General features: G+C 50.1%; 18 protein-coding genes. 9 read left to right on the forward strand and 9 right to left on the reverse strand.

Annotation, left to right across the window (positions count from 1 at the left end; genetic code table 11):
• Window positions 1-46: 46 nt before the first annotated feature.
• From CDA54_RS08570 to CDA54_RS08580, 3 genes are read left to right on the forward strand one after another with little or no spacing between them, the layout of a single operon-like run.
• Window positions 47-322 carry a hypothetical protein gene (locus CDA54_RS08570; RefSeq protein ID WP_099034586.1) on the forward strand — a complete coding sequence of 92 codons (276 nt, stop codon included), beginning with the start codon at window positions 47-49 and terminating at the stop codon, window positions 320-322.
• A gap of 8 nt (window positions 323-330) precedes the next feature.
• Window positions 331-3,525, forward strand: a complete 3,195-nt coding sequence (locus CDA54_RS08575; protein ID WP_099034587.1) for a tetratricopeptide repeat-containing hybrid sensor histidine kinase/response regulator — start codon at window positions 331-333, stop codon at window positions 3,523-3,525.
• On the forward strand, window positions 3,522-4,481 hold the full coding sequence (locus CDA54_RS08580) for a diguanylate cyclase (protein ID WP_099034588.1): 960 nt from the start codon (window positions 3,522-3,524) through the stop codon (window positions 4,479-4,481). The genes CDA54_RS08575 and CDA54_RS08580 overlap by 4 nt, the downstream gene beginning before the upstream one ends.
• Here the strand turns inward: CDA54_RS08580 and CDA54_RS08585 are convergent.
• Window positions 4,478-4,993, reverse strand: coding sequence for a substrate-binding periplasmic protein (locus tag CDA54_RS08585; RefSeq protein WP_229748031.1), 516 nt, complete (start codon window positions 4,991-4,993; stop codon window positions 4,478-4,480). The two genes, CDA54_RS08580 and CDA54_RS08585, sit on opposite strands and share 4 nt — an antisense overlap.
• Before the next feature lie 185 nt (window positions 4,994-5,178).
• Here CDA54_RS08585 and CDA54_RS08590 point away from each other — a divergent pair, with 185 nt between their 5' ends.
• The gene (locus CDA54_RS08590; RefSeq protein WP_099034590.1) at window positions 5,179-7,179 is read left to right on the forward strand and encodes a TonB-dependent receptor; all 2,001 of its coding nucleotides are present in this window, start codon (window positions 5,179-5,181) and stop codon (window positions 7,177-7,179) included.
• A gap of 91 nt (window positions 7,180-7,270) precedes the next feature.
• On the opposite strand, the gene CDA54_RS08595 is transcribed toward CDA54_RS08590, so the two are convergent.
• The 6 genes from CDA54_RS08595 to CDA54_RS08620 all read right to left on the reverse strand — a co-directional run bounded on the left by CDA54_RS08595 (window position 7,271) and on the right by CDA54_RS08620 (window position 14,116).
• Entirely contained in the window at window positions 7,271-8,242 is a 972-nt protein-coding gene (locus tag CDA54_RS08595) for a GGDEF domain-containing protein (protein ID WP_099034591.1), read from the reverse strand.
• A gap of 31 nt (window positions 8,243-8,273) precedes the next feature.
• Window positions 8,274-10,199: a putative bifunctional diguanylate cyclase/phosphodiesterase gene (locus CDA54_RS08600; RefSeq protein WP_099034592.1), complete on the reverse strand. Its 1,926-nt coding sequence runs from the start codon at window positions 10,197-10,199 to the stop codon at window positions 8,274-8,276.
• A gap of 105 nt (window positions 10,200-10,304) precedes the next feature.
• A complete protein-coding gene (locus CDA54_RS08605) occupies window positions 10,305-10,502 on the reverse strand; it encodes a hypothetical protein (protein WP_099034593.1) in 198 nt (65 codons plus the stop codon).
• Window positions 10,503-10,570: 68 nt separating this feature from the next.
• On the reverse strand, window positions 10,571-11,347 hold the full coding sequence (locus CDA54_RS08610) for a substrate-binding periplasmic protein (protein WP_099034594.1): 777 nt from the start codon (window positions 11,345-11,347) through the stop codon (window positions 10,571-10,573).
• A gap of 36 nt (window positions 11,348-11,383) precedes the next feature.
• Window positions 11,384-12,463 (reverse strand): ferrochelatase, encoded by a 1,080-nt coding sequence (gene hemH, locus CDA54_RS08615; RefSeq protein ID WP_099034595.1) that lies wholly within the window; start codon window positions 12,461-12,463, stop codon window positions 11,384-11,386.
• Window positions 12,464-12,502: 39 nt separating this feature from the next.
• Complete coding sequence (locus tag CDA54_RS08620) at window positions 12,503-14,116, reverse strand: AbgT family transporter (RefSeq protein WP_099034668.1); 1,614 nt, start codon at window positions 14,114-14,116, stop codon at window positions 12,503-12,505.
• 399 nt (window positions 14,117-14,515) lie between these two features.
• Here CDA54_RS08620 and CDA54_RS08625 point away from each other — a divergent pair, with 399 nt between their 5' ends.
• Both CDA54_RS08625 and nspC read left to right on the forward strand, forming a co-directional pair.
• Complete coding sequence (locus CDA54_RS08625) at window positions 14,516-15,718, forward strand: saccharopine dehydrogenase family protein (RefSeq protein WP_099034596.1); 1,203 nt, start codon at window positions 14,516-14,518, stop codon at window positions 15,716-15,718.
• 136 nt (window positions 15,719-15,854) lie between these two features.
• The gene (gene nspC, locus CDA54_RS08630) at window positions 15,855-16,991 is read left to right on the forward strand and encodes a carboxynorspermidine decarboxylase (RefSeq protein ID WP_099034597.1); all 1,137 of its coding nucleotides are present in this window, start codon (window positions 15,855-15,857) and stop codon (window positions 16,989-16,991) included.
• Here the strand turns inward: nspC and CDA54_RS08635 are convergent, their stop codons facing one another.
• Both CDA54_RS08635 and CDA54_RS08640 read right to left on the reverse strand, forming a co-directional pair.
• A complete protein-coding gene (locus CDA54_RS08635; RefSeq protein ID WP_099034598.1) occupies window positions 16,992-18,653 on the reverse strand; it encodes an acyl-CoA dehydrogenase family protein in 1,662 nt (553 codons plus the stop codon). It abuts the gene before it with no gap.
• Entirely contained in the window at window positions 18,640-19,173 is a 534-nt protein-coding gene (locus tag CDA54_RS08640) for a TlpA family protein disulfide reductase (protein ID WP_229748033.1), read from the reverse strand. Before CDA54_RS08640 ends, CDA54_RS08635 begins: the two co-directional genes overlap by 14 nt.
• Window positions 19,174-19,304: 131 nt before the next feature.
• Here CDA54_RS08640 and CDA54_RS08645 point away from each other — a divergent pair, with 131 nt between their 5' ends.
• Genes CDA54_RS08645 through CDA54_RS08655 form a run of 3 tightly spaced genes read left to right on the forward strand, consistent with a single transcriptional unit; the run spans window position 19,305 to window position 23,425 of the window.
• Window positions 19,305-21,422: a TonB-dependent siderophore receptor gene (locus CDA54_RS08645; RefSeq protein WP_099034599.1), complete on the forward strand. Its 2,118-nt coding sequence runs from the start codon at window positions 19,305-19,307 to the stop codon at window positions 21,420-21,422.
• An 11-nt stretch (window positions 21,423-21,433) separates the two neighbouring features.
• Entirely contained in the window at window positions 21,434-21,973 is a 540-nt protein-coding gene (locus tag CDA54_RS08650; protein ID WP_099034600.1) for a hypothetical protein, read from the forward strand.
• Between the two features lie 12 nt (window positions 21,974-21,985).
• Window positions 21,986-23,425 carry a PepSY-associated TM helix domain-containing protein gene (locus tag CDA54_RS08655; protein ID WP_099034601.1) on the forward strand — a complete coding sequence of 480 codons (1,440 nt, stop codon included), beginning with the start codon at window positions 21,986-21,988 and terminating at the stop codon, window positions 23,423-23,425.
• Window positions 23,426-23,460: the final 35 nt, after the last annotated feature.

Raw genomic sequence — 23,460 nt, forward strand, 5'->3', positions numbered from 1 at the left:
CCCGTTGCAATAAGGCAACAACTAATAGTAAGAAGAGGAAATAATTATGGATAATCTAAGCCGTTTTTACTTAGAACTGGCAACTGACGCCAATAAGCTTCATGCCTTTAACCTCAGTCAGGCAAACCGTCAGCAAATGCTTGAACAAGCTGGCATCGAAGAGTGTCACGACATACTTGAAATGGATAAAGAAGCTCTGCGCCAGATGTTGGCGAAAAAGCTGATTGAACAGACCGGTGACTGGAAGGGTTTGGACAAAGCCTCTGACAACGATGATAATAAAAACAATATCGGTCGACTCGGCCGTACAGTAACGCACTGAGACAGTGCGTGTGCCGGTTATTATATCTTCTGGCGTTACTGGCACCGGTATTTTTATCCGGTGCCAGTGTACAAAAGCAGGTTAATAACCGGGCTTCTCATGTTAGTTCGCAGCAATCAGTTGGCGGTAACTGGTTTGCCGAGCGAAGCGAACAGCTTTCCCGCAACCAACCTGAAGACGCCCTTACCTTATCAAAGCAGGCGCTGACCTACTTTGCTGATAACCCCGAGCCCAAGGCTCATGGTCGGGTTTTAAATGCCACTTCCTATGCACTTTACTTTCTCGGTCGCTACGGTGAAGCCATGCAAATGGCCAGAGATGCTGAACTACTCTCCGAGCAATACAATTTAGCAGAGGTACGCGCCCGGGCGCTCATGCTACAGGGTAATGTATTGCAAAGTATCGGCGAATACCCCCGCGCTATAACAAAGTACCAGCATGCGGCGGGTTACTATCGTGAAGCCGGCAACCAGCTGTATGAAGGCTATTGCTATAACAACATGGGCAATACCTATAAGAATGCTGGACAGTTTCAAACAGCCCTTGAGTATTATCAGCACTATCGCCGTTTAGCCGCCGGTGAGGATAATCTGGCCAGCGCCGAAAAAGGCACCGGTCAGGTGTTTCTGGAGCTGGGTGAAGTCGAAAAAGCCATTGGGTACTTCACAAAATCATTAACCCTCTACAGACAGGATCAGGATAACCTGGGTGTAGCAATGGCCAACAATGCGTTAGGAGAAGCGCTGCTTATCAAAGACGATATTTCCGGTGCTATCGCCCTGTTTGATAAAGCGATCGATCTATCAGTTCAGAATAATCTTCAGTACACCTTATTCAGTTCACTTATCCTGAAGTCTTCTGCGTTAAGCAGATTCGGGGCTCTGGATCAGGCTTTGCAATTGCTTTTACAAGCCCGTCAAACCGCACAGGACATGGGTAGTAAGGCAAACCTTAGCAAGGTTGAATACCACCTGGCCGGTGTCTATCAGAAACAAGAGAAATTACAACTCGCCCTTGAAACCCTGAAATTGGCTCAACAAACAGAACAACAATATATGAGTGAACGCAGCGCCACTCAGCTTAGTGTTATGCAGGCGCTGTTTGACAGCGAAACCAAGGCCGCTCAGATAGAACAGCTCGAACAGCAAAATCAGCTGTTACATCTTGAGCAGCAAGTCAGTCAACAAAGTACCGCGAATGCCAGGCTGATGGCGGCGATGCTATTTGGCGCACTGGGTCTGATCACGCTATGGGCTGTACATATTTTCCGTGAGCGGCAACGCTTAAGCCGGCTGGCAGAAGAACTAAAACAAGCCCGCCAACAGGCAGAAGCCGCCGCACAGACCAAGGCCGCCTTTCTGGCCAATATGAGCCATGAAATCCGCACTCCTATAAACGCCGTGATGGGCTTAAGTCGACTGGCACTGGATACCGGTTCCAGTCAGGAAAGAAAGGAGCACCTTAATAAAATACTGGATGCCAGCAATACATTACTGCGACTGGTAGACGATATTCTGGACTTTTCACGTATTGAAGCGGGCAAGCTGCATATTGACCAGATAGCGATGGCACCCAGAGAAGTTCTGCAGTCCGCGATAAATATGAATGCCGTGCAGGCCCATGATAAGGGTTTATCTTTTATCACCGATATCGATGGGAATACACCAGATAGAGTCATCAGCGACCCGTGGCGTATTCAGCAGATATTAGTCAACTTAATCAGTAACGCGGTAAAATTCACCAGCCAGGGGCACATCACTGTGTCTGTTCGTAAATGCAATCGCGTACAGGATCCAGGTCCGATGTTGCTGTTCAGCGTAACTGACACCGGTATTGGCATGAGCCAGGAACAACAGCAACGGCTTTTTCAGTCTTTTACTCAGGGTGATGATTCCATTACCCGGCAATATGGGGGTACCGGCCTTGGGCTGGCCATTTGCAAACAATTGTGTCAGCTGATGGGGGGAGACATTTGGGTTCAGAGTGAAGTGGGCAAAGGGTCGACTTTCAGTTTTACGTTACCACTGCAACTGCCGCTAGAACCATCTTCCAAAGCCGTTGACTCAAAGCCGGCTGCTTCCACGACCTCGTTCGAGGCTCCCGATTTAAGTGGCTATTCCTTACTATTGGTGGATGACAACAGTATTAATCTGGAGGTTGCCCGTGGCATGCTGGGAAAAACCGGCATTAATGTCGACATTGCCACCAATGGTCTGCAGGCGGTTGATAAACTCAGGCAGCAACCCTTTGATCTCATCCTGATGGATATTCAGATGCCGGGCTTAGATGGCCTTAGCGCTACCCAGAAAATCAGACAAGAGCTTGGGCTGGACACACCGGTTATCGCCATGACCGCTCATGCCATGGCATCAGATCGACACAAAAGTCATCAGGCCGGGATGGACGATCATCTGGCCAAACCTATAGAGCCGGCGCAGCTGTATAGTAAATTGCAGTGCTATTTAGCCGCCCGCAAGCCTGTTGGTCACGCCCTGCAACCCAAATCACAAAGGCCCGAGTTGGCAGAGGTTCACAGCCCTAGAACAATCCCTGAGCATATACCAGCATCTCTTGCAGAGCTCAGCGCACTGGATACCAGCAAAGCATTACAGAGGCTCGCGGGCAATACCAGCTTATATATGAAGCTGATCCGCAGCTTCTACCGAGACCAACGTCATACTGCCTCAAGGATCAGACGCTTGCTGGCCAACGATGAACAGTCTGACCTGTTTCGTGCAATTCATTCGCTTAAGTCCAGTTTTGCCTATATCGGCGCTTTTGAGCTGTCACAGCGCTGTTCAACGCTCGAAAACAAGCTTCAGCAACAGCAACATTGCAGCGATGACATTCTGACTCTGTGCCAGCAACTGGAGGCATTATCAGACCATTTGTCTCCCTACTGTCCGGAGCTGAGTAAGCGAGAGTCCCCTTTAGCAACGACAGATTTCATCGTTGAACTGAAAGCCCTTATCCCGCTACTGAAGCAATCGGATCTCAGCGTCGAGGAGCGTTTAACCGCCCTACAGCCGGATTTCACCGATAACCCACTGGCGGAAGACTTTGACCGGCTGCTGCGTTCCGTCCAGGAGGTGGAATTCGAGCAAGCGGTCCGGCTCGCCGAGGAAATGTTGTCCCGGTTGCAGGCGGATTCAACAACAGCTAAGGGGAAAGATAACACCGACAGGAACAGTGAAACCCAATGAGCGAGCGACAGCAAATACTGATCATTGATGATGAAACGGACAACCTTAGGATCTTAAGTGATATCCTCAGAGATCAGGCGGATATCATCCTCGCCAAAAGTGGTCAGCAGGGGATTCGTAAGGCTGCTGAGCTAAAACCGGATTTGATTTTGCTGGATGTAATAATGCAGGGTCTGGATGGGTTCGAGGTGATGAGCGCATTACAGCATGACGCTACCACCTGCGATATTCCGGTTATCTTTATCACTGCATTGGGAGACACCCATCACGAAGAAAAGGGCTTTCATCTTGGGGCCTGCGATTATATACAAAAACCTTTTCATACGACGATTGTACTGGCCCGGATAAAGTTACACCTTGAGTTGCGCCGCCAACGGAATATGTTGGAACAGCTGGCCAATATTGATCCTCTGACCAGCATTGCCAACCGGCGTCGCTTCGAAGATGTACTGAAACGAGAGTGGCGTGTTGCCATGCGTAAACAAAGCCCCATTTCACTGATTCTGGTAGATATTGATGATTTCAAGCATTACAACGATCATTTTGGCCACGCCGCAGGAGACAAAGTACTGCAAAAAGTTTCCGCAGCCTTCAGTTCCCGTTTGCAGCGCCCCCGGGATCTGGTAGCCCGTTTTGGAGGAGAAGAGTTTATTATTCTGCTACCGGACAATGACAGACAGGGCTGTATGGATGTGATGGAGCAGTGTCGACAGGGCATTGAGGAGATGCCTCTGGATGATCTGCAAAATCCGGATATTTGCCATATCACCGTCAGTATCGGTGGCTATACCTGCAGGCCAGATACAGGCAGTAAACCAAAGGATGCCATAAAAATGGCCGATGACATGTTGTATATGGCCAAACACCAGGGTAAGAATCGCATTCTCTGGTTTTGTGAAAACGAAGGCATCAAAGAATCTCCCGCTCACTCAGAACAAGGCTCAGTCCCCCGTTAACGATTTTGCGACGATGACTCCCCCGATTGGGTCAGAATATGTTCAACTTTACCGGTGTCCAGCAAGGTTGTGATTGCACGGTTCAGAGGTGTCAGCAACGGCTTCCAGTTTCTATGTAGCTGAATATGCAGGGTTGCCCGATCATGCACTGGCCCTTTAAACACAGCGCCTGGGTGGCGATCCAGAAAATAGTCTAATACCCTTTCATTGACGATGCCCACATCGGCTCTGCCCAGCGCGATAAATTCCAGTACTGCCTGTTCATTTTTCAACTCAATACGTTCAGAAAAATTCTCTGAGCCGATATAGCCATAACCTCTGACAAGCGCTACCCGCTTTGTCCATAACACCGCCAGATTCTCTATGCTGAAAACTCTGTCGGGAGGAAACACAAACATGTCCTGGGTATAAAACAACGGGTAACTGAAAAGCTGTATCTGCTGCTGTTGTGGCTCTTTATACCAGGCAGGATTAACGCAACAGGCCATGGCAACTTTACCCTGTTCAAACATTCGCTGATTGCGGCTTGCTGGCATGGGAACGAAACGATAGCGAATGCCAGCTTCCTAACTGTTGGCAGAAGACAGCGACAATTTGCATTTGTCTCAGAAGAAAGTACTCTGTCGCGCCTCACATAGACTTATCGATAAGGGCTATGAGAGCATGACCACCTTTCCCTCACCCACCACGGATAAATATGTCCAGATTTCTGATATTCAGCATAATCCTTTTAGCGGCATCCGCCGCTCCCCGGGCCAGTGAACTTGAGCGTATCAGTGTTACCGCTCAGCGCCAGTCTCTGACCATGGCTGAAAACCCGCTGAGTATTGCCACCGTAAACGACGAAGACCTCGATTTGCTCAACGCTATTCATATCAATCAGGCGCTGGATCGTGTTCAGGGTACCTGGATCAGCCGCGGCAATGGTCAGGAGCACCTCACCGCCATACGCTCACCGGTGCTCACCGGTGCCGGTGGATGCGGGGCGTTTCTGATCGCCGAAGATAGTATCCCTACCCGCGCCAGTGGGTTTTGTAACGCGAATCAACTGTTTGAAATCAATTCTGAACAGGCTGGTAGCATAGAAGTCATACGCGGTCCCGGCAGCAGCTGGTATGGTAGTAATGCGGTACATGGCATCATCAACGTTATCTCACCTATGCCTGCTGAATCAACAAGTCTGCTTAGCGTTGAGACGGGCCCAGATAGCTTTTTACGGGGCAAGTTCCGCGTTGGTAACGACAATCTGTTGTTATATGGTAATGCCAGCCATGATGGTGGCTACCAGAACGAATCCGGTTACCAACAACAGAAACTGAACCTTGTGTACACCAGTGCGTTGCAGAACTGGGAAATGGTCAGTCGCCTTGCTCTCAGTAACCTCAATCAGGAGACCGCTGGCTATGTGCAGGGTAAACAGGCATATAAAGACGACGCATTGCGTCGCACTAATCCCAACCCTGAAGCTTACCGCAACGCCCGGTCCATGCGTTTCCACACACAAGTGAGCCGTGAATGGGGTCAACACCAACTCAGCATTACACCTTATTTCAGATATCAGCAGATGGACTTTCTACAGCATTACCTGCCCTGGCAGGCCATTGAAGAGAACAGTCAGGTTGGTGGTGGGGTACAAACATTATATGCATGGCAGCAACAGGACTGGCTGTTCCAGGCCGGTGTGGATACTGAGTGGACCCGGGGGAAATTGACAGAAACTCAACCGGATCCCTTCTCGCCGGCCATTCCACAAGGAAAACACTATGACTATGAGGTCATTGCTCGTAATCTGTCGCCTTTTCTCAATCTGCGCTGGGAGGCGAGCAGTAATCTGAGCCTGTCAGCGGGATTGCGCTATGACTGGCAGGAATATGACTATCAGTCCCATCTGCCCGCGGGGTCTGCCTGCGACGATGATGTCGTCAATTGCCGTTTTATTCGCCCGGACAACAACAAGGTCAGCTATCCCCATTGGTCACCCTCAGTGGGAATGATTTATCAACTGACACCTACCCAACAGCTGTATTCCAATATTAGCCTCGGTTATCGCGCGCCCCAGGCGACTGAGTTATTTCGATTGCAACAGGGTCAGGCCCTGGCCCGGCTGGACGCCGAACAAATGCGTAGCGTTGAGCTAGGCTGGCGTGGAGACTATCAGCGATGGTTTTACGATCTGACCTTGTATCAGATGGTTAAACGCAATTTCATTTTTCAGGATGCCGACAGACGCAATGTCAGTAATGGTGAAACCCGCCACAAAGGTCTGGAACTGGCGTTAAAATACCGTTTTAATCCTCACTGGAGCTGGCATTTCAGCGGCAGCTGGGCCAGCCATCGCTACGCCAATGACCTTTCTCTGACCAATACCAATATTAAAGGCAATACCATCGATACCGCACCGAAACTGATGCTGAACAGCCGTCTGCGCTGGCAGACTTCAGCGAATACAGAGGTAGAACTGGAATGGGTGAAAATGGGCCGTTATTATCTCGACCCGCAAAACGATGCTGAATATGCTGGCCATAACCTTGTGCATATTCGCGCCAATCATCAGTTAAAAGACTGGAAAGTCAGTATCAACCTGCTGAATATCATGGATAAAGATTATGCAGAAAGGGCGGATTTCGGTTTTGGCCAGTATCGTTACTTTGTCGGTCAGCCGCGTTCCCTGTATCTGGCTCTGACCCGAAAATGGTAAAGAAATACAGAATATGGCTCGGGTGCCGAAACAACGGCGTTAGCGTTCAATGTGATGCAGGCTTGAAGATGCAATCGTGCAGCAGATGAATTTAATGGTGATCAAGGCACAGACTGTTGCGGCCTGATGCCTTAGCCTGATACATGGCTTTATCAGCCCTGCCAAGCCACTCAAAGCCGGTTTCATCGCCATGATATTCAGCCACGCCCAGAGATATGGTCACTTTTTTGTGGCTGATACTGGCGTTGGCAATTTCTTTACGTAACTCTTCGGCCAGCTTAGCGGCCTCTTCGAGCTTGGTGTTTGTGGCCATGATCACAAACTCTTCGCCACCAAACCTGAACACGTTATCCGTACGCCGGATCCGCTGGCGTATAATACGCGTAACCTGAGTCAGAATATGGTCACCTTCCTCATGACCATATTCATCGTTGAACAGCTTGAAATTGTCCAGATCAAGCAGAATCAGAGACATCGCAACAGGTGCACGACGGTATTGGGCCACTGCCTGCAACAAACTTTCTTCCAGTGCGCGGCGATTTCCAGCGCCTGTTAGCGCATCTGTAGTAGCCAACTGCAGCAGCTTTTGTTGTTGCTGGCGCGTTCTGAATGCAAACACAAAGGTAAAGCCCACCGTGGCAGTAATGGTCAGATAAAAACCGGCCAGGCGCGTCAGTTCCATATCAGCGAATATCACAGGAAAGATAATCAACAAAGTAGGAACAACATAGGCCAGTGCTAACCAGGGCCTGAGCAGAAAGAATATTGCCAGCACGGAAGGATAAGCCCAGAACACCTGCTCGCTGCCACGTAATTCAACCGTACCCAGCAACGCCAGTGCCGACACCAGTGCCAGTAAATGGCTCATCAGACTGGTCTTACGGCGTACTCTTACATACACAAAAATGGTTGCCATGGCAAAAACCGCAAAGGCGTCCAGCGTAGCGATCAACCAGTCTCCCTGTAACAGGCGCATAACCATAAAGGGACTGATACTCACTGCACCAAGCAGACTGATGGTCATTACCACCCATTCTTCGGTTGTGCGAATCTGTTGCTGCATCAGAAATTCCTGGTCGTAATACTGCTCACCACTAAAGCGTCGAAGAGGGCTCACTTTTCCGATTCAGCACCAAATCAATAAAATCCATTGGTGCACAGGGTCGGGACCAGTAGAAGCCCTGCCCTTTTTCACATCCCAGCCGCCGCAGTTGCTCTGCCACCTCAGCCGTCTCGATTCCCTCGGCGACAATTTCAAGATTGAGGCTGTGAGCCATTTGTATAATCGCTCTGACAATAGCTTCGTCCTGTTTACTCTTATTGATTTTACTGACGAAGCTGCGGTCAATTTTGAGCATATTAACATCAAAGCGTTGCAGGTAACCCAGATTACAATAACCTGTGCCGAAATCATCGATGGCTAATATCACCCCATGCTCTCTGAGCCCCTGCAAACAAAGTTGCAGGCTGGGCTGCACATCCAGCAGCAAGGACTCGGTCAGTTCCAGCACCAGGCAATTACCCGCCAATCCCGCATTGCCGAGTGCAGCTTTTACCTGTTGTTCAAAATTGCCACGGCGCAGCTGAATAGCAGAAACATTGACCGATACACTGAGGTGGTTATAGCCCAGTTCATGCCAGCGTTTGCATTGCGATATTGCCGACTCCAGCACCCAGCGCCCAAGCTCCACAATCAGCCCGGCACGTTCTGCCAGTGGTATGAAATCAGCCGGTGATATCCACCCGCGCTGCGGATGCTGCCATCGCAACAGCGCTTCTGCACCTATGATCTTCCCGGTTTGCAGTTCCACTTTTGGCTGATAGTACAAACTCAGTTGATCCGCTGCCATGGCCTGGCGCAAATCCTGAGTCAGTTGCAATACCTCCAGCTCAGACTGATTCATGTTCTGGTTATAGAAGCAGTAACTATTGCGTCCTTTATCCTTGCAACTATACATAGCGGTGTCCGCTTTCTGGCACAGTTCGTCGAAAGACACCCCATCATTGGGCACCAGTGCGATGCCTATAGAACCACTCACTACCAGCTCATTTCCACTGATATAAAAAGGCTTTGAAATCCCTTTTAAAATACGCTGAGCCAGTTGGTGAATCTGTTGATCCTCAACAAAATTCTGACTGAGAATAACAAATTCATCTCCCCCAAAACGGCAGATGGTATCAGTGTCCCGGAGGGTAGCCCTGAGACGCTGGGCGACTTTTTTCAGAAATTCGTCACCGGTGGCGTGACCGAGCGAATCATTCACAGCTTTGAAGTGATCCAGATCCAGGAATATCAGCGCTGTTTTACTGTTTTCCCGCTGAGCCAGCGTCACCAACTGCTCAAACAACTCCTTTGCCAGCCGTCGGTTTGGCAAGTCAGTAAGTGGATCATGATTATACAGTCTGCGAATTTCATCTTTGGATTCGGATACTCTGAGGTTTTCTCTGGAAAGTTTTTCCAGCAGGTTGCGTAAGTCCCTGGATAACAACCAGACACTAAAACTGACAATAACCAGGATGGCACAGGTCAGAAAAGCGCTGTTCAGACTAGTAGGCTGCACAATATTGATATACAGACCGGTGTCATTCATATAACCGAGTAATATCACCGTACCCAGCATATACAGCAGGAGCAATACCAGCAGACCATAGCTGGCAATAACGGCAGAAAATATCAGAATCGCAGGGAATACCAACAAGGCTTCATCAGAAAGCCCGCCATGAGACCACATAAAGTAACTGGTAGTAATGGTTAATGCGCTTAAAAAAAGTGCGGCACCAACCTGCAGTCGGCCATATCGGGCGACATAATAGCAGCCGCCCAGCACCAGAGCCAAAATGGCCAGCACTAATGCAGTATGCCAGCTACCTATCAGTAATCTCTGCACTATGACAACCAACAGGCAACATTCACTGGCGATCAGTATCTGACGCAGCTTTTCCAGCTTAAACACCAGTGCCTGGTCAGCAGATAAGGGTTTTAATGAACGGGGAGTTTCCTCAGAAGGATTGTCAGACAAGAGTACAGCTCGGTTAACCACAGTAAAATTAGTGTAGACCTGCTCTTTAGCCCGGTCAAAGCGAGCTGTTCATCAGAATGCCAGCTGCGAGGTCTGTTGGCAGCCTTACATCCTGCTCACTGAGTAATACCTGCCCAGGAAAGGTTTGTTGCTGGCAGGAGAGTTGCTCTCAGTGCAGTCTGACATCGCCTCCCGTTCGGCTTTATTTTGCTGCTCAGCCTGGCTCTGTGAGAACTCACTGACACCGTGATTGACTCCTATCGAACCAAAGGTAGTACCTGAGTCCTGATTATTGATGCGCATGAGTATCTCCGTATGTTGCCTCTGTTTGTCGACTTCTTGTCCGACAGGCAGCAACTTGCGGACCACTCCTATTGCAGACTCACCGACTGGCGCCGGTATTGCCCGGCAACTGTCTCGAATATACCTTGTGCTTTCAAAGTACTGAGGGCCTGATTTAATTTGTCCCGGACCCGTTTGTTCACGCCCAGGCTCAGGGCAAGATAATTGGCCTCACCGAAATCCGGCAGACAAAATGCTTCGGACAATTCTGACACCGACATACCTGCCTGTTCCAGCTGATAGGGTGTAGCTAAAGGCGAGCCGGGAATCAAATCTACCCGCCCTTTTTCCAACATTCTGTAGGTGTCCTTGATATTCACCAGAGGGACCAGATGCTTACCGTCTTCAAAGCCATTTTCTTCCAGCAACCGATGTGTCTGCCCACCTCTGAGCAGGCCGATTGTATAGTCCTTAACGTCTGTCAGAGAATGGACCTGAATGTCTTTACGCACACGCAATCGGTACAGGCAGGTGTAAGAAGATACCAAAGGCCCAACCCATTGGTATCTTGCCTCCCGGCTTTCAGATCTAATCATGGATAACAGCGCGTTATTGCCGTGCTCTTCCAGCAATGCTAACGAGCGAGCCCAGTTTACCTGCTGGAATTCGTAATCGATTTCTGCCTTTTCCAGAGCCATCACCACCAGATCCAGATTAATACCAACAAGTTTCCGATGCTCGTAATAATGGTAAGGCTGAAAGTCATGGGTATAGATAATCAGCCTATCCGCTTTAGGTTGCTGTGCATCAACCACAGAGGGAAATATTACTAAAAGCACGAAAAAAATAGTTTGCACAGGGTTCATAGACGCATCGCCATTACAACCAGAAACCTAATGAACTCACACTGACGCCCCCTGCTTTTTAGCGAGGTCGTCACGGTGTTCTTCGACCGCTACCGGCAACCAGCCCGTCATTTGTCTGTTGATCAGATCGACCAGCGCGGCAATATGTTCATCATCGGCATTCAGAGCGGCAATATACTCGTACCGTTGTCCGCCGGCTTCGAGAAAATAATCCCGGTTCTCAACACCGATCTCTTCAATCGTCTCCAGGCAATCGGCAGAGAATCCCGGGCATACCACCTGAACAGAACTGACACCCTCCGCAGGAAGCGCCTTTAAGGTAGCGTCGGTATAAGGCTTTAGCCACTCTTCACGACCAAAACGTGACTGAAAGCTGGTCAGATACTGATCCTGAGTCAGGCCCAGATTTTCCGCCACCAGGCGGGTGGTTTTGAAACATTGACAGTGGTAAGGGTCGCCATTGCGCAAATAGCGCTGGGGAATTCCGTGATAAGAAAACACCAGCTTATCGGCTCGGCCGTGCTCCTGCCAATGCGCCCTGATTTTGTTGGCCAGCGCCTGAATATAATTTTTATCATCACAATACTGTGTAACAAAACGCAATTCGGGCATCCAGCGCTTGCTTTGCAGATACTGACTCAGTTTGTCAAAGGTGGAGGCCGTCGTAGAGGCGCAGTACTGAGGATACAGCGGCAATACCAGTAACTTTCTCACGCCTCTTTGCAGCATGGCTTCTACAGTCTTATCTATACCTGGATTGCCGTAGCGCATCGCGAAATCCACTTCTACCGATTGGCCCCATCTCTGTTGCAATTCGGAGCGAATAGCATCCGCCTGGTCGCGGGTATGAAACAACAGCGGCGATCCTCTGTCTGTCCACACGGTTTTATAGGCGGCCGCCGATCGGGCCGGGCGAAAATTCAGGATCACCAGATTAAGCACAAACCACCACAATAAACGCGGCACTTCCACTACTCTGGGATCTGATAAAAACTCTTTCAGATACCGTTTTAAAGCACCTTTTGTCGGCGCATCAGGGGTGCCCAGATTAGTCACCAGCACGCCGACTTTATCCGTTTGTTGATGGCTGAATCCTTCACTATTGCGGTATTTCATTGGTTCTCCAGTTCACAGTCATAACAAAGCCCATTGTCCTTATGGGGTATAATAGGTTTCTGCGCCCGGCCCTACCGGCATCCCCAGCAGAAATACCCAGACGTAGAAGAGTAAGGTCCAGCCAACAAAAAAGATCATCGAGTAGGGCAACATGGTTGCCACCAACGTACCGATTCCCAGATTTTTCTTATACTGACTGGCTACCGCCAGAATAAGGCCGAAATAACTCATCATTGGCGTAATCAGATTGGTCACCGAATCACCAATCCTATAGGCAGCCTGAATAACTTCCGGGGCAAAGCCCACCAGCATTAACATAGGCACGAAAATCGGTGCTGTCACCGCCCATTGTGCCGACGCACTGCCCAGAGACAGATTGACCATAGCGCACATCAGAATAAACAGTACAAACACTTCGGGACCGTCCAGCCCCATGGCTTGCAACATGGCTGCCCCTTTTACCGCCAGCACGGTGCCGAGGTTCGTCCATTTAAAAAAGGCCACAAACTGGGCGGCGAAAAATACCAGCACAATGTACATGCCCAGCGTGCTCATGCCTTTCGACATGGCGTTAATTACGTCCTTGTCGTTTTTCATCACGCCGACTGTTTTACCGTAGACAAAGCCAGGAATGGCGAAAGTAATAAAGATAAAGGCGACGATACCCCGTAAAAAAGGCGAGCCCGCAACCTCGCCGGTTTCAGGGTGACGCAAAATACCCCATTCAGGTACTATGGTCAGCGCTAACAGCAGACAGACCACCAGGAACGCCAGACCAGCCAGCTTAAGCCCTCTTTTTTCAGCAGCACTCAGAGATTCCATCTTTTGTTCCGCGAGCTCAATAGTGGCCTCTTCAGGATCATATTCCCCCAGTCTGGGCTCGACAATTTTTTCGGTTACAAAAGCACCCAGCCCCGCGATCAGAAACGTGCTGATGATCATGAAATACCAGTTCACCTCAGGCCCGACGATATACTCAGGGTCAATCATATGAGCTGCAGCTTCAGTGATACCGGAAAGCAGCGGATCTATGGTGCCCAGCAACAGGTTAGCACTGTAACCGCCCGACACACCGGCAAAGGCCGCAGCCAGACCGGCCAGAGGATGTCTGCCAAGTGAGTGAAAAATCATCGCTGCGAGCGGTATCAGGACCACATACCCCAGCTCCGATGCGGTATTGGAAAGAATCCCCGCAAGCACCACGGTGACGGTCACCATCCGCTGAGAAGCATTCATCACCAGCCCACGCATGGCCGCCGACAACAAACCTGAATGCTCGGCAACAGATACGCCTAACAAGGCAACCAGGACCGTACCTAAAGGGGCAAAACCGGTAAAGTTCGTCACCAGCCCGGTAACAATTCGGGCAAGCCCCTCGGCACTAAGAAGGGAAACCACATGGATCATGCCGCCCGGCGCCCTGCCTGCAGCATCTTCGGGTCTGGGATCCATGACACTGACGTCAAAATAGCCCAACACTCCACTGAGTATGACGATAAACAGAGAAAAGCTGGCAAACAGGGTAATAGGATGAGGTAACAGGTTTCCGGCCCACTCTACAGTGGCCAGAAAACGATTAAACCAGCCACCAGAGGCTTGCGAGACATTATTATTGCTATTTTTTGCCTGCACAGTTTTACTCCTTAACTGCATAAAATATTGTACAAAACGCGGTAGTTTACCCCATTCTGCAATTGAACGGCACTGTGCTTCCTGACACACAGTGATCTATCCGGAAAGATAAAGAAAAGCGTCATCTAAAAACTGAACATATTTACAATGCACTGGTTTGCAGAGCCCCTTGCATGCTGGGAATTGCTTATATAAACAGAGGCTTTGGCAGTGCATGGTATAGATACAGCGCAAAGTTCGGAACGGGGGCTTTAATGGTTGTGCTGAATCTGGGCTTAAACTAAGCTCAGAAACTGTTGTCCAGACAGCTATTGCCAGAAATGAAATTGGTGATAGCATGCAGCCGAAATTCTGTAGACTGCGCGTTGAAACAGTGCGGGCAGGTAAAACAGACAAGATACCTTTGGAGGATTCGAATTTATGTCTCGCGTATTAATTATTGGTGCCGGTGGTGTCAGTTCCGTAACGGTAAAAAAATGTGCTCGTTTACCACAAATTTTTGACGAAATTTATCTGGCCAGCCGCACCTTGTCGAAATGCGAGGCCTTGCAGCAAGAGGTGGGTGCAGATCGCCTTAAAGGTGTATTCGCTGTAGACGCCGACGATGCCGGTCAGGTTATCGAACTGATCAAGAGAGTCGAGCCGGATCTGGTGATTAATCTGGCTCTGCCCTATCAGGATCTGCCAATTATGGATGCCTGTCTGGCCGCGGGTGTGGATTATCTGGATACCGCCAATTATGAGCCCAAAGATGTGGCCAAGTTTGAGTATTCCTGGCAGTGGGCCTACCAGGACAAATTTAAAGACGCGGGTTTGATGGCGCTGCTGGGCAGTGGCTTCGATCCGGGTGTCACTAACGTATTTACCGCCTATGCGGCCAAGCACTATTTTGACGAAATCCATTATCTGGATATTGTCGACTGCAATGGCGGCGATCACGGCAAGGCTTTTGCTACCAACTTCAATCCGGAAATCAATATTCGCGAAATCACCCAGCGCGGCCGCTATTGGGAAAATGGTCAGTGGAAAGAAACAGAGCCCTTGTCGGTGCGCGAAGATCTGGACTATCAGAATATCGGCGTGCGCGCCTCTTATCTGATGTTCCATGAAGAACTGGAGTCACTGGTTAAGAACTTCCCCAGCCTCAGGCGGGCACGTTTCTGGATGACCTTTGGTGAAGCCTACCTGACTCACCTTAAAGTCCTTGAAGGCATCGGTATGACCAGCATTGAACCTGTGGACTTTCAGGGACAGCAAATTGTACCACTGGAGTTTCTCAAGGCCGTGCTGCCTAACCCCGGTTCTCTGTCTGAAGGCTATCAGGGTATGACCTGTATCGGCACTTACATTACCGGTATCAAAGACGGTAAAGAGAAAACCATCTTTATCTACAATAATTGCGACCATGCAAAATGTCATGAAGAAGTGCAGGCGCAGGCTGTTTCGTATACCACAGGCGTACCGGCAATGATCGGTGCTGCATTAATGCTCAATGGCAGCTGGAAAAAGCCCGGTGTATTCAATATGGAAGAGTTTGATCCGGATCCCTTTATGGATATGCTCAATCAGCACGGCCTTCCCTGGCAGGTACTGGAATGTGAACAGAGCCCGTTCAGCAAATAAAAAGCATTGCACCGCGAAGACGCAAAGAACGCGGAGAAAATTGAGATTGAAGTCTCTGCGTCCTCTGCGACTCTGCGGTAAAAAGCCTTTTCGTGCGTTTCGTATAGTTTATGGTTATTAATAAAGGATAGTGAGCTTGAACGATCCGATGATAAGTCCCGATATTCCCTCTCCCTGTTACGTGCTCGAAGAGGCGCGCCTGCAGGCGAATCTGCAACTTATGCAAAAAGTGCAGGAACAGGCCGGTGTCAGCATTATTCTGGCCCTGAAGGGCTTTTCTATGTGGGCGGCCTTCCCGCTTGTGGGCCAGTACCTTCAGGGCTGTACCGCCAGCTCTGTCTGGGAGGCCAAGCTTGCTAAATTTGAGATGGGAAAAGAAGTACATGCTTACTCACCAGCCTATAAACAGGCTGATATCGACGATTTGATCGGGCTGGTTAATCATATTTCCTTTAACAGCCTGAGTCAGTGGCAGCGCTACCGGCAACAGGTCGCCGATGCCGGCATTTCGATGGGGCTACGGATTAACCCCGAACACCGGGAAGCCGATACCGAACTCTATGATCCGAGCGCACCCGGCTCGCGGCTGGGCGTGCGCAGCAGCGAGCTGGATGGCGTGGATTTAAGCGGCATCGAAGGTTTTCACGTACATAATCTTTGTGAATGCGACTCTTTTGCTGCCGAGCGCACCCTGCAGGCCGTAGAGAAGCGTTTTGGTCAGTACCTGCACAAGCTTAAATGGCTGAACCTCGGAGGCGGTCATCTGATGACCCGTGAGGGCTATGATGTGGAGCATCTGATACGCACCCTGAAAACCTTCAGAGAAAAGTATGAGCTCGATATTATTCTTGAACCGGGGTCGGCAGTGGCCTGGCAAACAGGGCCGCTGGTAGCCGAAGTGGTTGATATTGTTGAGAATGAAGGGCCTATCGCGATACTGGATATTTCCGCTACCGCGCATATGCCGGATGTGCTGGAAATGCCCTATCGCCCCGCGGTGCGCGGTGCCGGCCTTGCCGGGGAAAAGGGCTTTGATTATAAACTCGGTGGTAATTCCTGTCTGGCTGGCGATGTGATCGATACGTACAGCTTTGATCATCAGCTGGAGGTGGGTGAACGGATTATCTTTGAGGATATGATCCACTACACCATGGTCAAAACCAGCTTCTTTAACGGCGTTGAGCACCCTTCTATCGGTATACTGCACAAAGACGGTCAATTCGAGCTGGTGCGTAAATTTGAGTACGAGGATTTTCGCGACAAGCTGTCCTGATTAACTCAGTTTTACCAGTGCCCTTTCGACCAGGGCGCTGGCATCAATACTGGCGGGTAATGTGCCATACTGATGATAACCCTGCTCTGTGAGGCGCGCGTTAACAAACGCCTCAGCAACCCACTCTTCCCCGTAGCTGAGCAATGTCGACGCTTGCCAGGCCAGCGCCAGTTTCTCCATGAGCTGGCGGGCCCGGCCCTGAAGATCTGATTGTTCAGAAAAAGCGTTCAGTAGGTTATCCAGATACTGATCAAACAGGTGTTGCTTGCCCCGCGCCTGTTCGAATTCTGCAAACAGGGCCTTGAGGGTATCCGGCTCTTTATTCAGTACCCGCAATAAATCCAGACACTGCACATTTCCGGAGCCTTCCCAGATAGAGTTCACTGGTGCCTCGCGATATAAACGGCTACAGATGTTTTCATTTACATAGCCTACACCGCCGATACACTCCATGGCCTCAAAGGTATGCTGTACTGCCCGTTTGCAGATCCAATACTTGCCAATAGAAGTAGCACTGCGGATCAATGAGGCCTGATGCGGGTCCTGTTTATGATCCAGCGCATGGGCGATACGCATAGAGATAGCCAGTGCAGCTTCCGCTTCGAGGGCCAGATCCGCCAGTACGTTTAACATCAGCGGTTGCTGGTGCAGTGGCTTACCAAACACTTCGCGGCCCGCGGTATGCCAGATGGCTTCTCTGGCAGCCTGCCCCATCAGGGCACCTGACCCAATCATGCAGTCATAGCGGGTAAGAGCGACCATCTCAATAATGGTGCGCACGCCGCGACCTTCCTCGTTTAACAGCCAGCCATGGGCACCACGAAACTCAATTTCCGAGCTCGCATTGGACTGATTCCCCAGCTTGTTCTTAAGACGCTGGATATGCAGCGGATTCTTGCTGCCATCGGGTCGCCAGCGTGGCACTAAAAAGCAGGACAGCTTGTCATTGGTTTGAGCCAGAACTAAAAAGGCATCACACATAGGCGCACTGCAAAACCATTTGTGACCTGTCAGGCTATATAACTGTCCAGGCCCGGCTTTACCCACTGGTATTGCGGTTGTGGTATTGGCGCGCACATCGGAGCCGCCCTGCTTTTCGGTCATCGCCATACCAATGGTAACACCGGTTTTTTCAAAGTACGGCTTATTGTCACCGTCATAACAACAGGAAGTAATCAGCGGCAGCCAGACTCTGGCCACATCCGCTTGCTGGACAATGGCCGGTACACTGGCAAAGGTCATGGTCAGCGGGCAGCCTGAACCGGGATCGGCCTGATTATGCAAATAAGCCATCGCCGCACGCACCACATGGGTACCACGTTTATTCTCTGTCCAGGGCAAACTGGTATGCCCTGCTTCGATGGCATGAGCCATTAACTGATGATAGGCAGGGTGATAACTGACCTGATCTATACGGTGGCCAAAACGATCATGGGACTGAAACTCAGGCAATTGTTTATTTGCCTCGAAACCGGCTGACAACAGATTCCCTCCCACACGTTGTCCGAACTGAGTTAACTTTTCACGGCCCCAGGCACCATCAAAACGTTCAACCCAGTATTGCAGTACCTTGTCTGCACTGTAGGCGTTAAAATCCTCCAGCGCCGCCGGCTGATTAAACACCTGGTGAGTGGCCGCATAACTGCTGTCAGATTGATTCATCCCGTGACTCTCCCCTGCCGGTTAAACCTTGTTGTAAATCCAGCGCCAGTGACCCCTTTGGGCGCTCGACCATACGATACAACTCTTGTTCATCATCAAGAACAATAATAGTCGGGGTGTAAAGCAGGTTAAACCTCTGTGCTAATCCGGATGGATCTTTTTTATCCAGCCCCACGGCGATCAATTGCAACGACTGGAGATCAACCTGTGATCGGTGCAGCAGTTTTAGTAATCTCGGCACTTCACGCTCGCTGTCATGACACCAGGTGCCCAGAAACACCAGTACAGATTTACCGTATAGTACCTGCATCGCCTGAATCTCTGCATTTTCAGGAACATAACGTTGATATTCCTGGTTAAACTCAGGGTATTGTGACAACAGTTGTTCAGCCTTAAGCTCACCGGCCAAAGACGATGAATTTGCCTGATTGGCCGATAAGCAAGGGCTCAACAGCATTAAAAACAATAGATAAATACCATAGTGCACCGCACTGACTCCCTTAGATCTCAGAATACTCACATCATTATGTGCTGATCACAGGCTGTTATGCACATTAATTATTCTTAATAGCAACCATTATCATTCACATGCGTATTAATGTTTGGTACATTGTCGGGTAAATCATTTCACTACTCAACACTCCGGAAACCATGAAAAAAACACTGTTATCAATGGCCATCGTATGCGCATTGCCTGCTGCGGCAATGGCACAGGAAGCAACACCAGACAAACAAGAGGTAATTGAAAAAGTTGAGGTCGTAGGCAAGCGCAGCCCCTTTGGGGCCACTAAGACCAATACACCTATTGTCGAGCTGGCGCGTACCATTTCCATCGAAACCTTAACGGATCTGAAACAAAAAGGGGCGTTAAGCCTGTCCCAGAGTGCTACCTATATGGCCGGTGTGACCGGTGAAACCTATGGCTATTCTACCCGTGTAGATTCAGTGTCATCGCGGGGCCTGGGTATTCCACGTTATCGTGATTCGATTCAGGAACTGTTCGGTAGCTACAACTCAACCCGTGCTGAAATCTATACCATGGAGCAGGTGGAACTGCTTAAAGGCCCGGCTTCTGTTCTCTATGGGCAAGGCTCGCCAGGCGGTATTATGAACTACGTGTCGAAAACACCGGCACCGGGTAAAGGCAGCGAAGTTGTTCTGCAATACGGTACTTTTGACCGCAAACAGGTCAACCTTGATGTCAACGGCTCTTTGACTGACGACGATAAGTGGCTTGGGCGGTTCACCGGCATTTACCGGGACGCAGAAGCACAGGTGGATCACGTTACCGACGATACAACAGTGCTGATGCCCTCTGTATCTTACCGGCCGGATGAAGATACCACTGTCACCGTGATCGGACTGTTTCAGGACACCGACAGCGATACCGCAGCACAGTTTATTCCAGTAGAAGGTACGTTGTTACCGCTGGCCGACGGCACCTATCTGCCAGACCAGGATGTTTACGCCGGTGAACCGGGGTTCAATCAGTTCGATACCCAATCCAGCCAGGTTACGGTGCTTGGTGAGCACATCATTAATGATACCACCTCGCTGTCTTTTACCGCCCTTTGGCGTGACGGTGAAGCCGATTATCATCAGGCCTGGCCTGCCTTTACCGGTGGTTCACGGTATCTGAATGCCTTTATCGGTGCACAGGTTGCGCCCACCGATACCTATGTTGCAAGAACCTTCTATCAGGCAGATAACACCTTTGATCAGCATGCTCTGGATGTGCGTCTGGTGAAACTGTTTTATACGGGCGAGTTTGAGCATGAAGTGCTCGCCGGCTTGCAGTATCAGAATGTTGATACCGATACCAATTCGGCTTACTACCTGGGAGGCGGTGCGCTGCAGGGTGATTTCCGCTACATTCTTGATCTTGCCAATCCTCAGTATACCGGCGCTCCCGATCAATCGGTTTTTGATGCCATTTACAATGATCAGCCCAGGCAAAACGTTAAAGACAAAGGCCTGTATCTTTCAGATCAGATTTCTTATGGTAACTGGCGCATGACCCTTGGACTGCGCCATGACCAGGTTAGCAATGACAACAGCACGACACAGCAGGATGACAGTCAGACATCTTACTCTGCGGGTCTGTTATATGGCTTTGATAATGGCCTTGCGCCTTATGTGAGTTACGCAGAGTCTTTTGAAACTGTTGTGGGTCTGGATACCAGTGGTAATCAACTTAAGCCGGAAGAGGGGCGTCAATATGAAGCGGGCGTTAAGTACGAACTGAGTCATATTCCGGGCTACATTACCCTGGCCTATTACGACATCGAAATTTCAAACCTGCCGAATCCGAATAGTCTGCCCAATGAAGCTGACCAGCAACAGGGCGTGACAAATATCAAAGGGGCAGAAATAGAGGGGCGTCTGGAGTTTGGTGACATAAATGCACAATTTGCAGCCTCAGTTATCGACGCTGAAGACCCGAATGGCTTTGCGCTCTCAGCGCAGCCCGATAGCAACGCATCGTTGTGGATCAACTGGGAACCCGAAGCCTTTGCCGGTTTCCGTATGGGAGCGGGTATCCGCCATGTGGGTGAAAGCCTGTCAGAAAATGCAGCCGTTCGATATGAAACACCCGGCTACACCCTGGGGGATCTTATGTTGGCATATCGGTTGACCGAAAAACTGGACTTGCAACTCAATGTTCGTAACATCACGGATAAAGAGTACCTGACCTCCTGTTTGGCCAGAGGCGATTGTTTCCCCGGAGTTCGCAGAACCCTGAATGCCAGTGTCACTTATGAGTTTTAGCAGGTGATGCTATGTTTCAGTTAATTATTGCGGCTGGCTTTTCTGTCGCCGCAATCGCTACGGTGTACCAAAGCTGGCGCGCTCGGGCCCCAGCTGTTTTTTATCTCAGCCTGGTTTTGTTACTGATTTCCTGCGTATTGTGGTCATACAGCCAGGGCTGGGAATATGGGTTGGTTTACGCACTATGCCTGCCCGGTCTGTTAGTCTGGCCTTTTATCAGTGCTAATCAGGTTCAGTTGCCACCACCAAAAAATATACCCAAAGCCCGTGACATATCGGTATCCGTCAAATCAACGTTTTATCACATCAGTAATTACCTGGTGGTGCTGGTGGTTCTTATGCTTACCAGCCTGTTAGCTTCGCTGGCTATTTGCCGCCAGCTACCCTTTGCCGAAGCAGGGCAACTCGCCACAAGCGTCGTGTTACTGCCGCTGATATGGGGGCTGCTGGGGTATCACTACCTGGCCTGCGAATCGAAACCCAAAGCGCTGATTGTTTATGTTGTTATCGCCTCAGCCAGCGCTGCGGCACTCATATTTATCCCGGGGTAGGAGCATTGCATTATGGATAAATCCACCAAACAATCCGCCCTGCATGCACATGCCTGGGTAGGTGTATTTTTAAGCGCCTTGCTGTTTCTGGTCTGTTTCTCAGGCACGTTGGCGGTTTTTCATCAGGAGTTTGAACGCTGGGAACAACCGGGCATACCGGAAATGAACACAACCGATGCGGCGACGGTAGAGAAGGCCATGAACGCCTTTGTTGAAAAGCATCCTGAGCCAACTGACCATCTTTTTGCTGTTTTCCCTACCTCAGGCATACCCCGCCTGGTTGTGGAAAACGATACGGTGGCGTACTTCGCTGACAGCAATGGCAACCTGCTTGAAACAGAGCAAGTGCCCTTCACGAAGATGCTGGTGGACCTGCATCTTTACCTGAACTTACCCCATTCCTGGGGCATGATTCTGGTGAGCGCGCTGGGTGCGCTGATCTGCACACTGATCGTCACCGGTATCGTTGCTCACAAACGCATCAGCAAAGATGCATTTAAGCTTCGCAGAGGTGAAAACGCTCAGCAATATCAGATTGATTTGCACAATCGTTTTGGCTTGTGGGCAGCGCCTTTTCACTTGATTATCGGTGTTACCGGCACTTATTTTGGTATGGCAGGCCTGATTCTTGTGGTGGTGGCACAGCTTTACCACGATGGTGACAGAGATGCCGTGGTAGAGAAAATTTTCACCCCGGATCCGGTGCTTGAACAGGAAGTCGCGCAGCCACAACTGCAAAAAGCCATCGCGCAGATGAATACCCTGGCCCCACAGCACCCGTTGCTGTTCCTGACAGTACATGAAGCCAATACACCACAGCAGTTTATTGAAATATACACTCAGGTACCCGGCAAGATGATCTATTCCGAGAACTACCGTTTCGATACAGCAGGTAATTACCTCGGAACAGCCGGATATGCACAGGGGCATTGGGGTAAACAACTTGTCTACGCCATGTATCGTCTGCACTTTGGTAACTTTGCAGGTATTCCCGGTAAAGTGCTTTATTTTGTACTGGGTATTATGCTCACCGCGCTGTGTGTCACTGGTATGGAAATCTGGCTGGCGAAGAAAGCCCACCCGCCTGTATTGACGCGTGCCTGGTATTCAGTGGCATGGGGAAGTGTCAGTGCGCTGGCATTAACGGCCCTGTTTGGGCTCTTTGCTGACGTGTCGCTGATTATGCTGTTCTGGGTACTGATGCTGGTTAATCTGGTACTTTCTTCGGCGTTCAGTCAGTCCAGTAAATCACTGTGGCTGATCATTGCCGGGAGCAGTGTTTTGCTGTTAGTTTCTGTGTATACCCTGTACCACGGTGCCGCGGGCTTTACACCCGCGGCATTACAACTGAACCTTCCATTGCTTGCCTTTGCAGCCTGGAGCGTGCGCAAAGGCACAAAAACAGGGTCCAGGCAGACACCAGGGGGTGTCCCGCTAGTGAATCAGTCATAACAACCCGCAGGCTTTCCACTCTGAACCAGGGCCCA

The sequence above is a fragment of the Lacimicrobium alkaliphilum genome, from assembly GCF_002591895.1.
GTDB classification, from domain to species: domain Bacteria; phylum Pseudomonadota; class Gammaproteobacteria; order Enterobacterales; family Alteromonadaceae; genus Lacimicrobium; species Lacimicrobium alkaliphilum.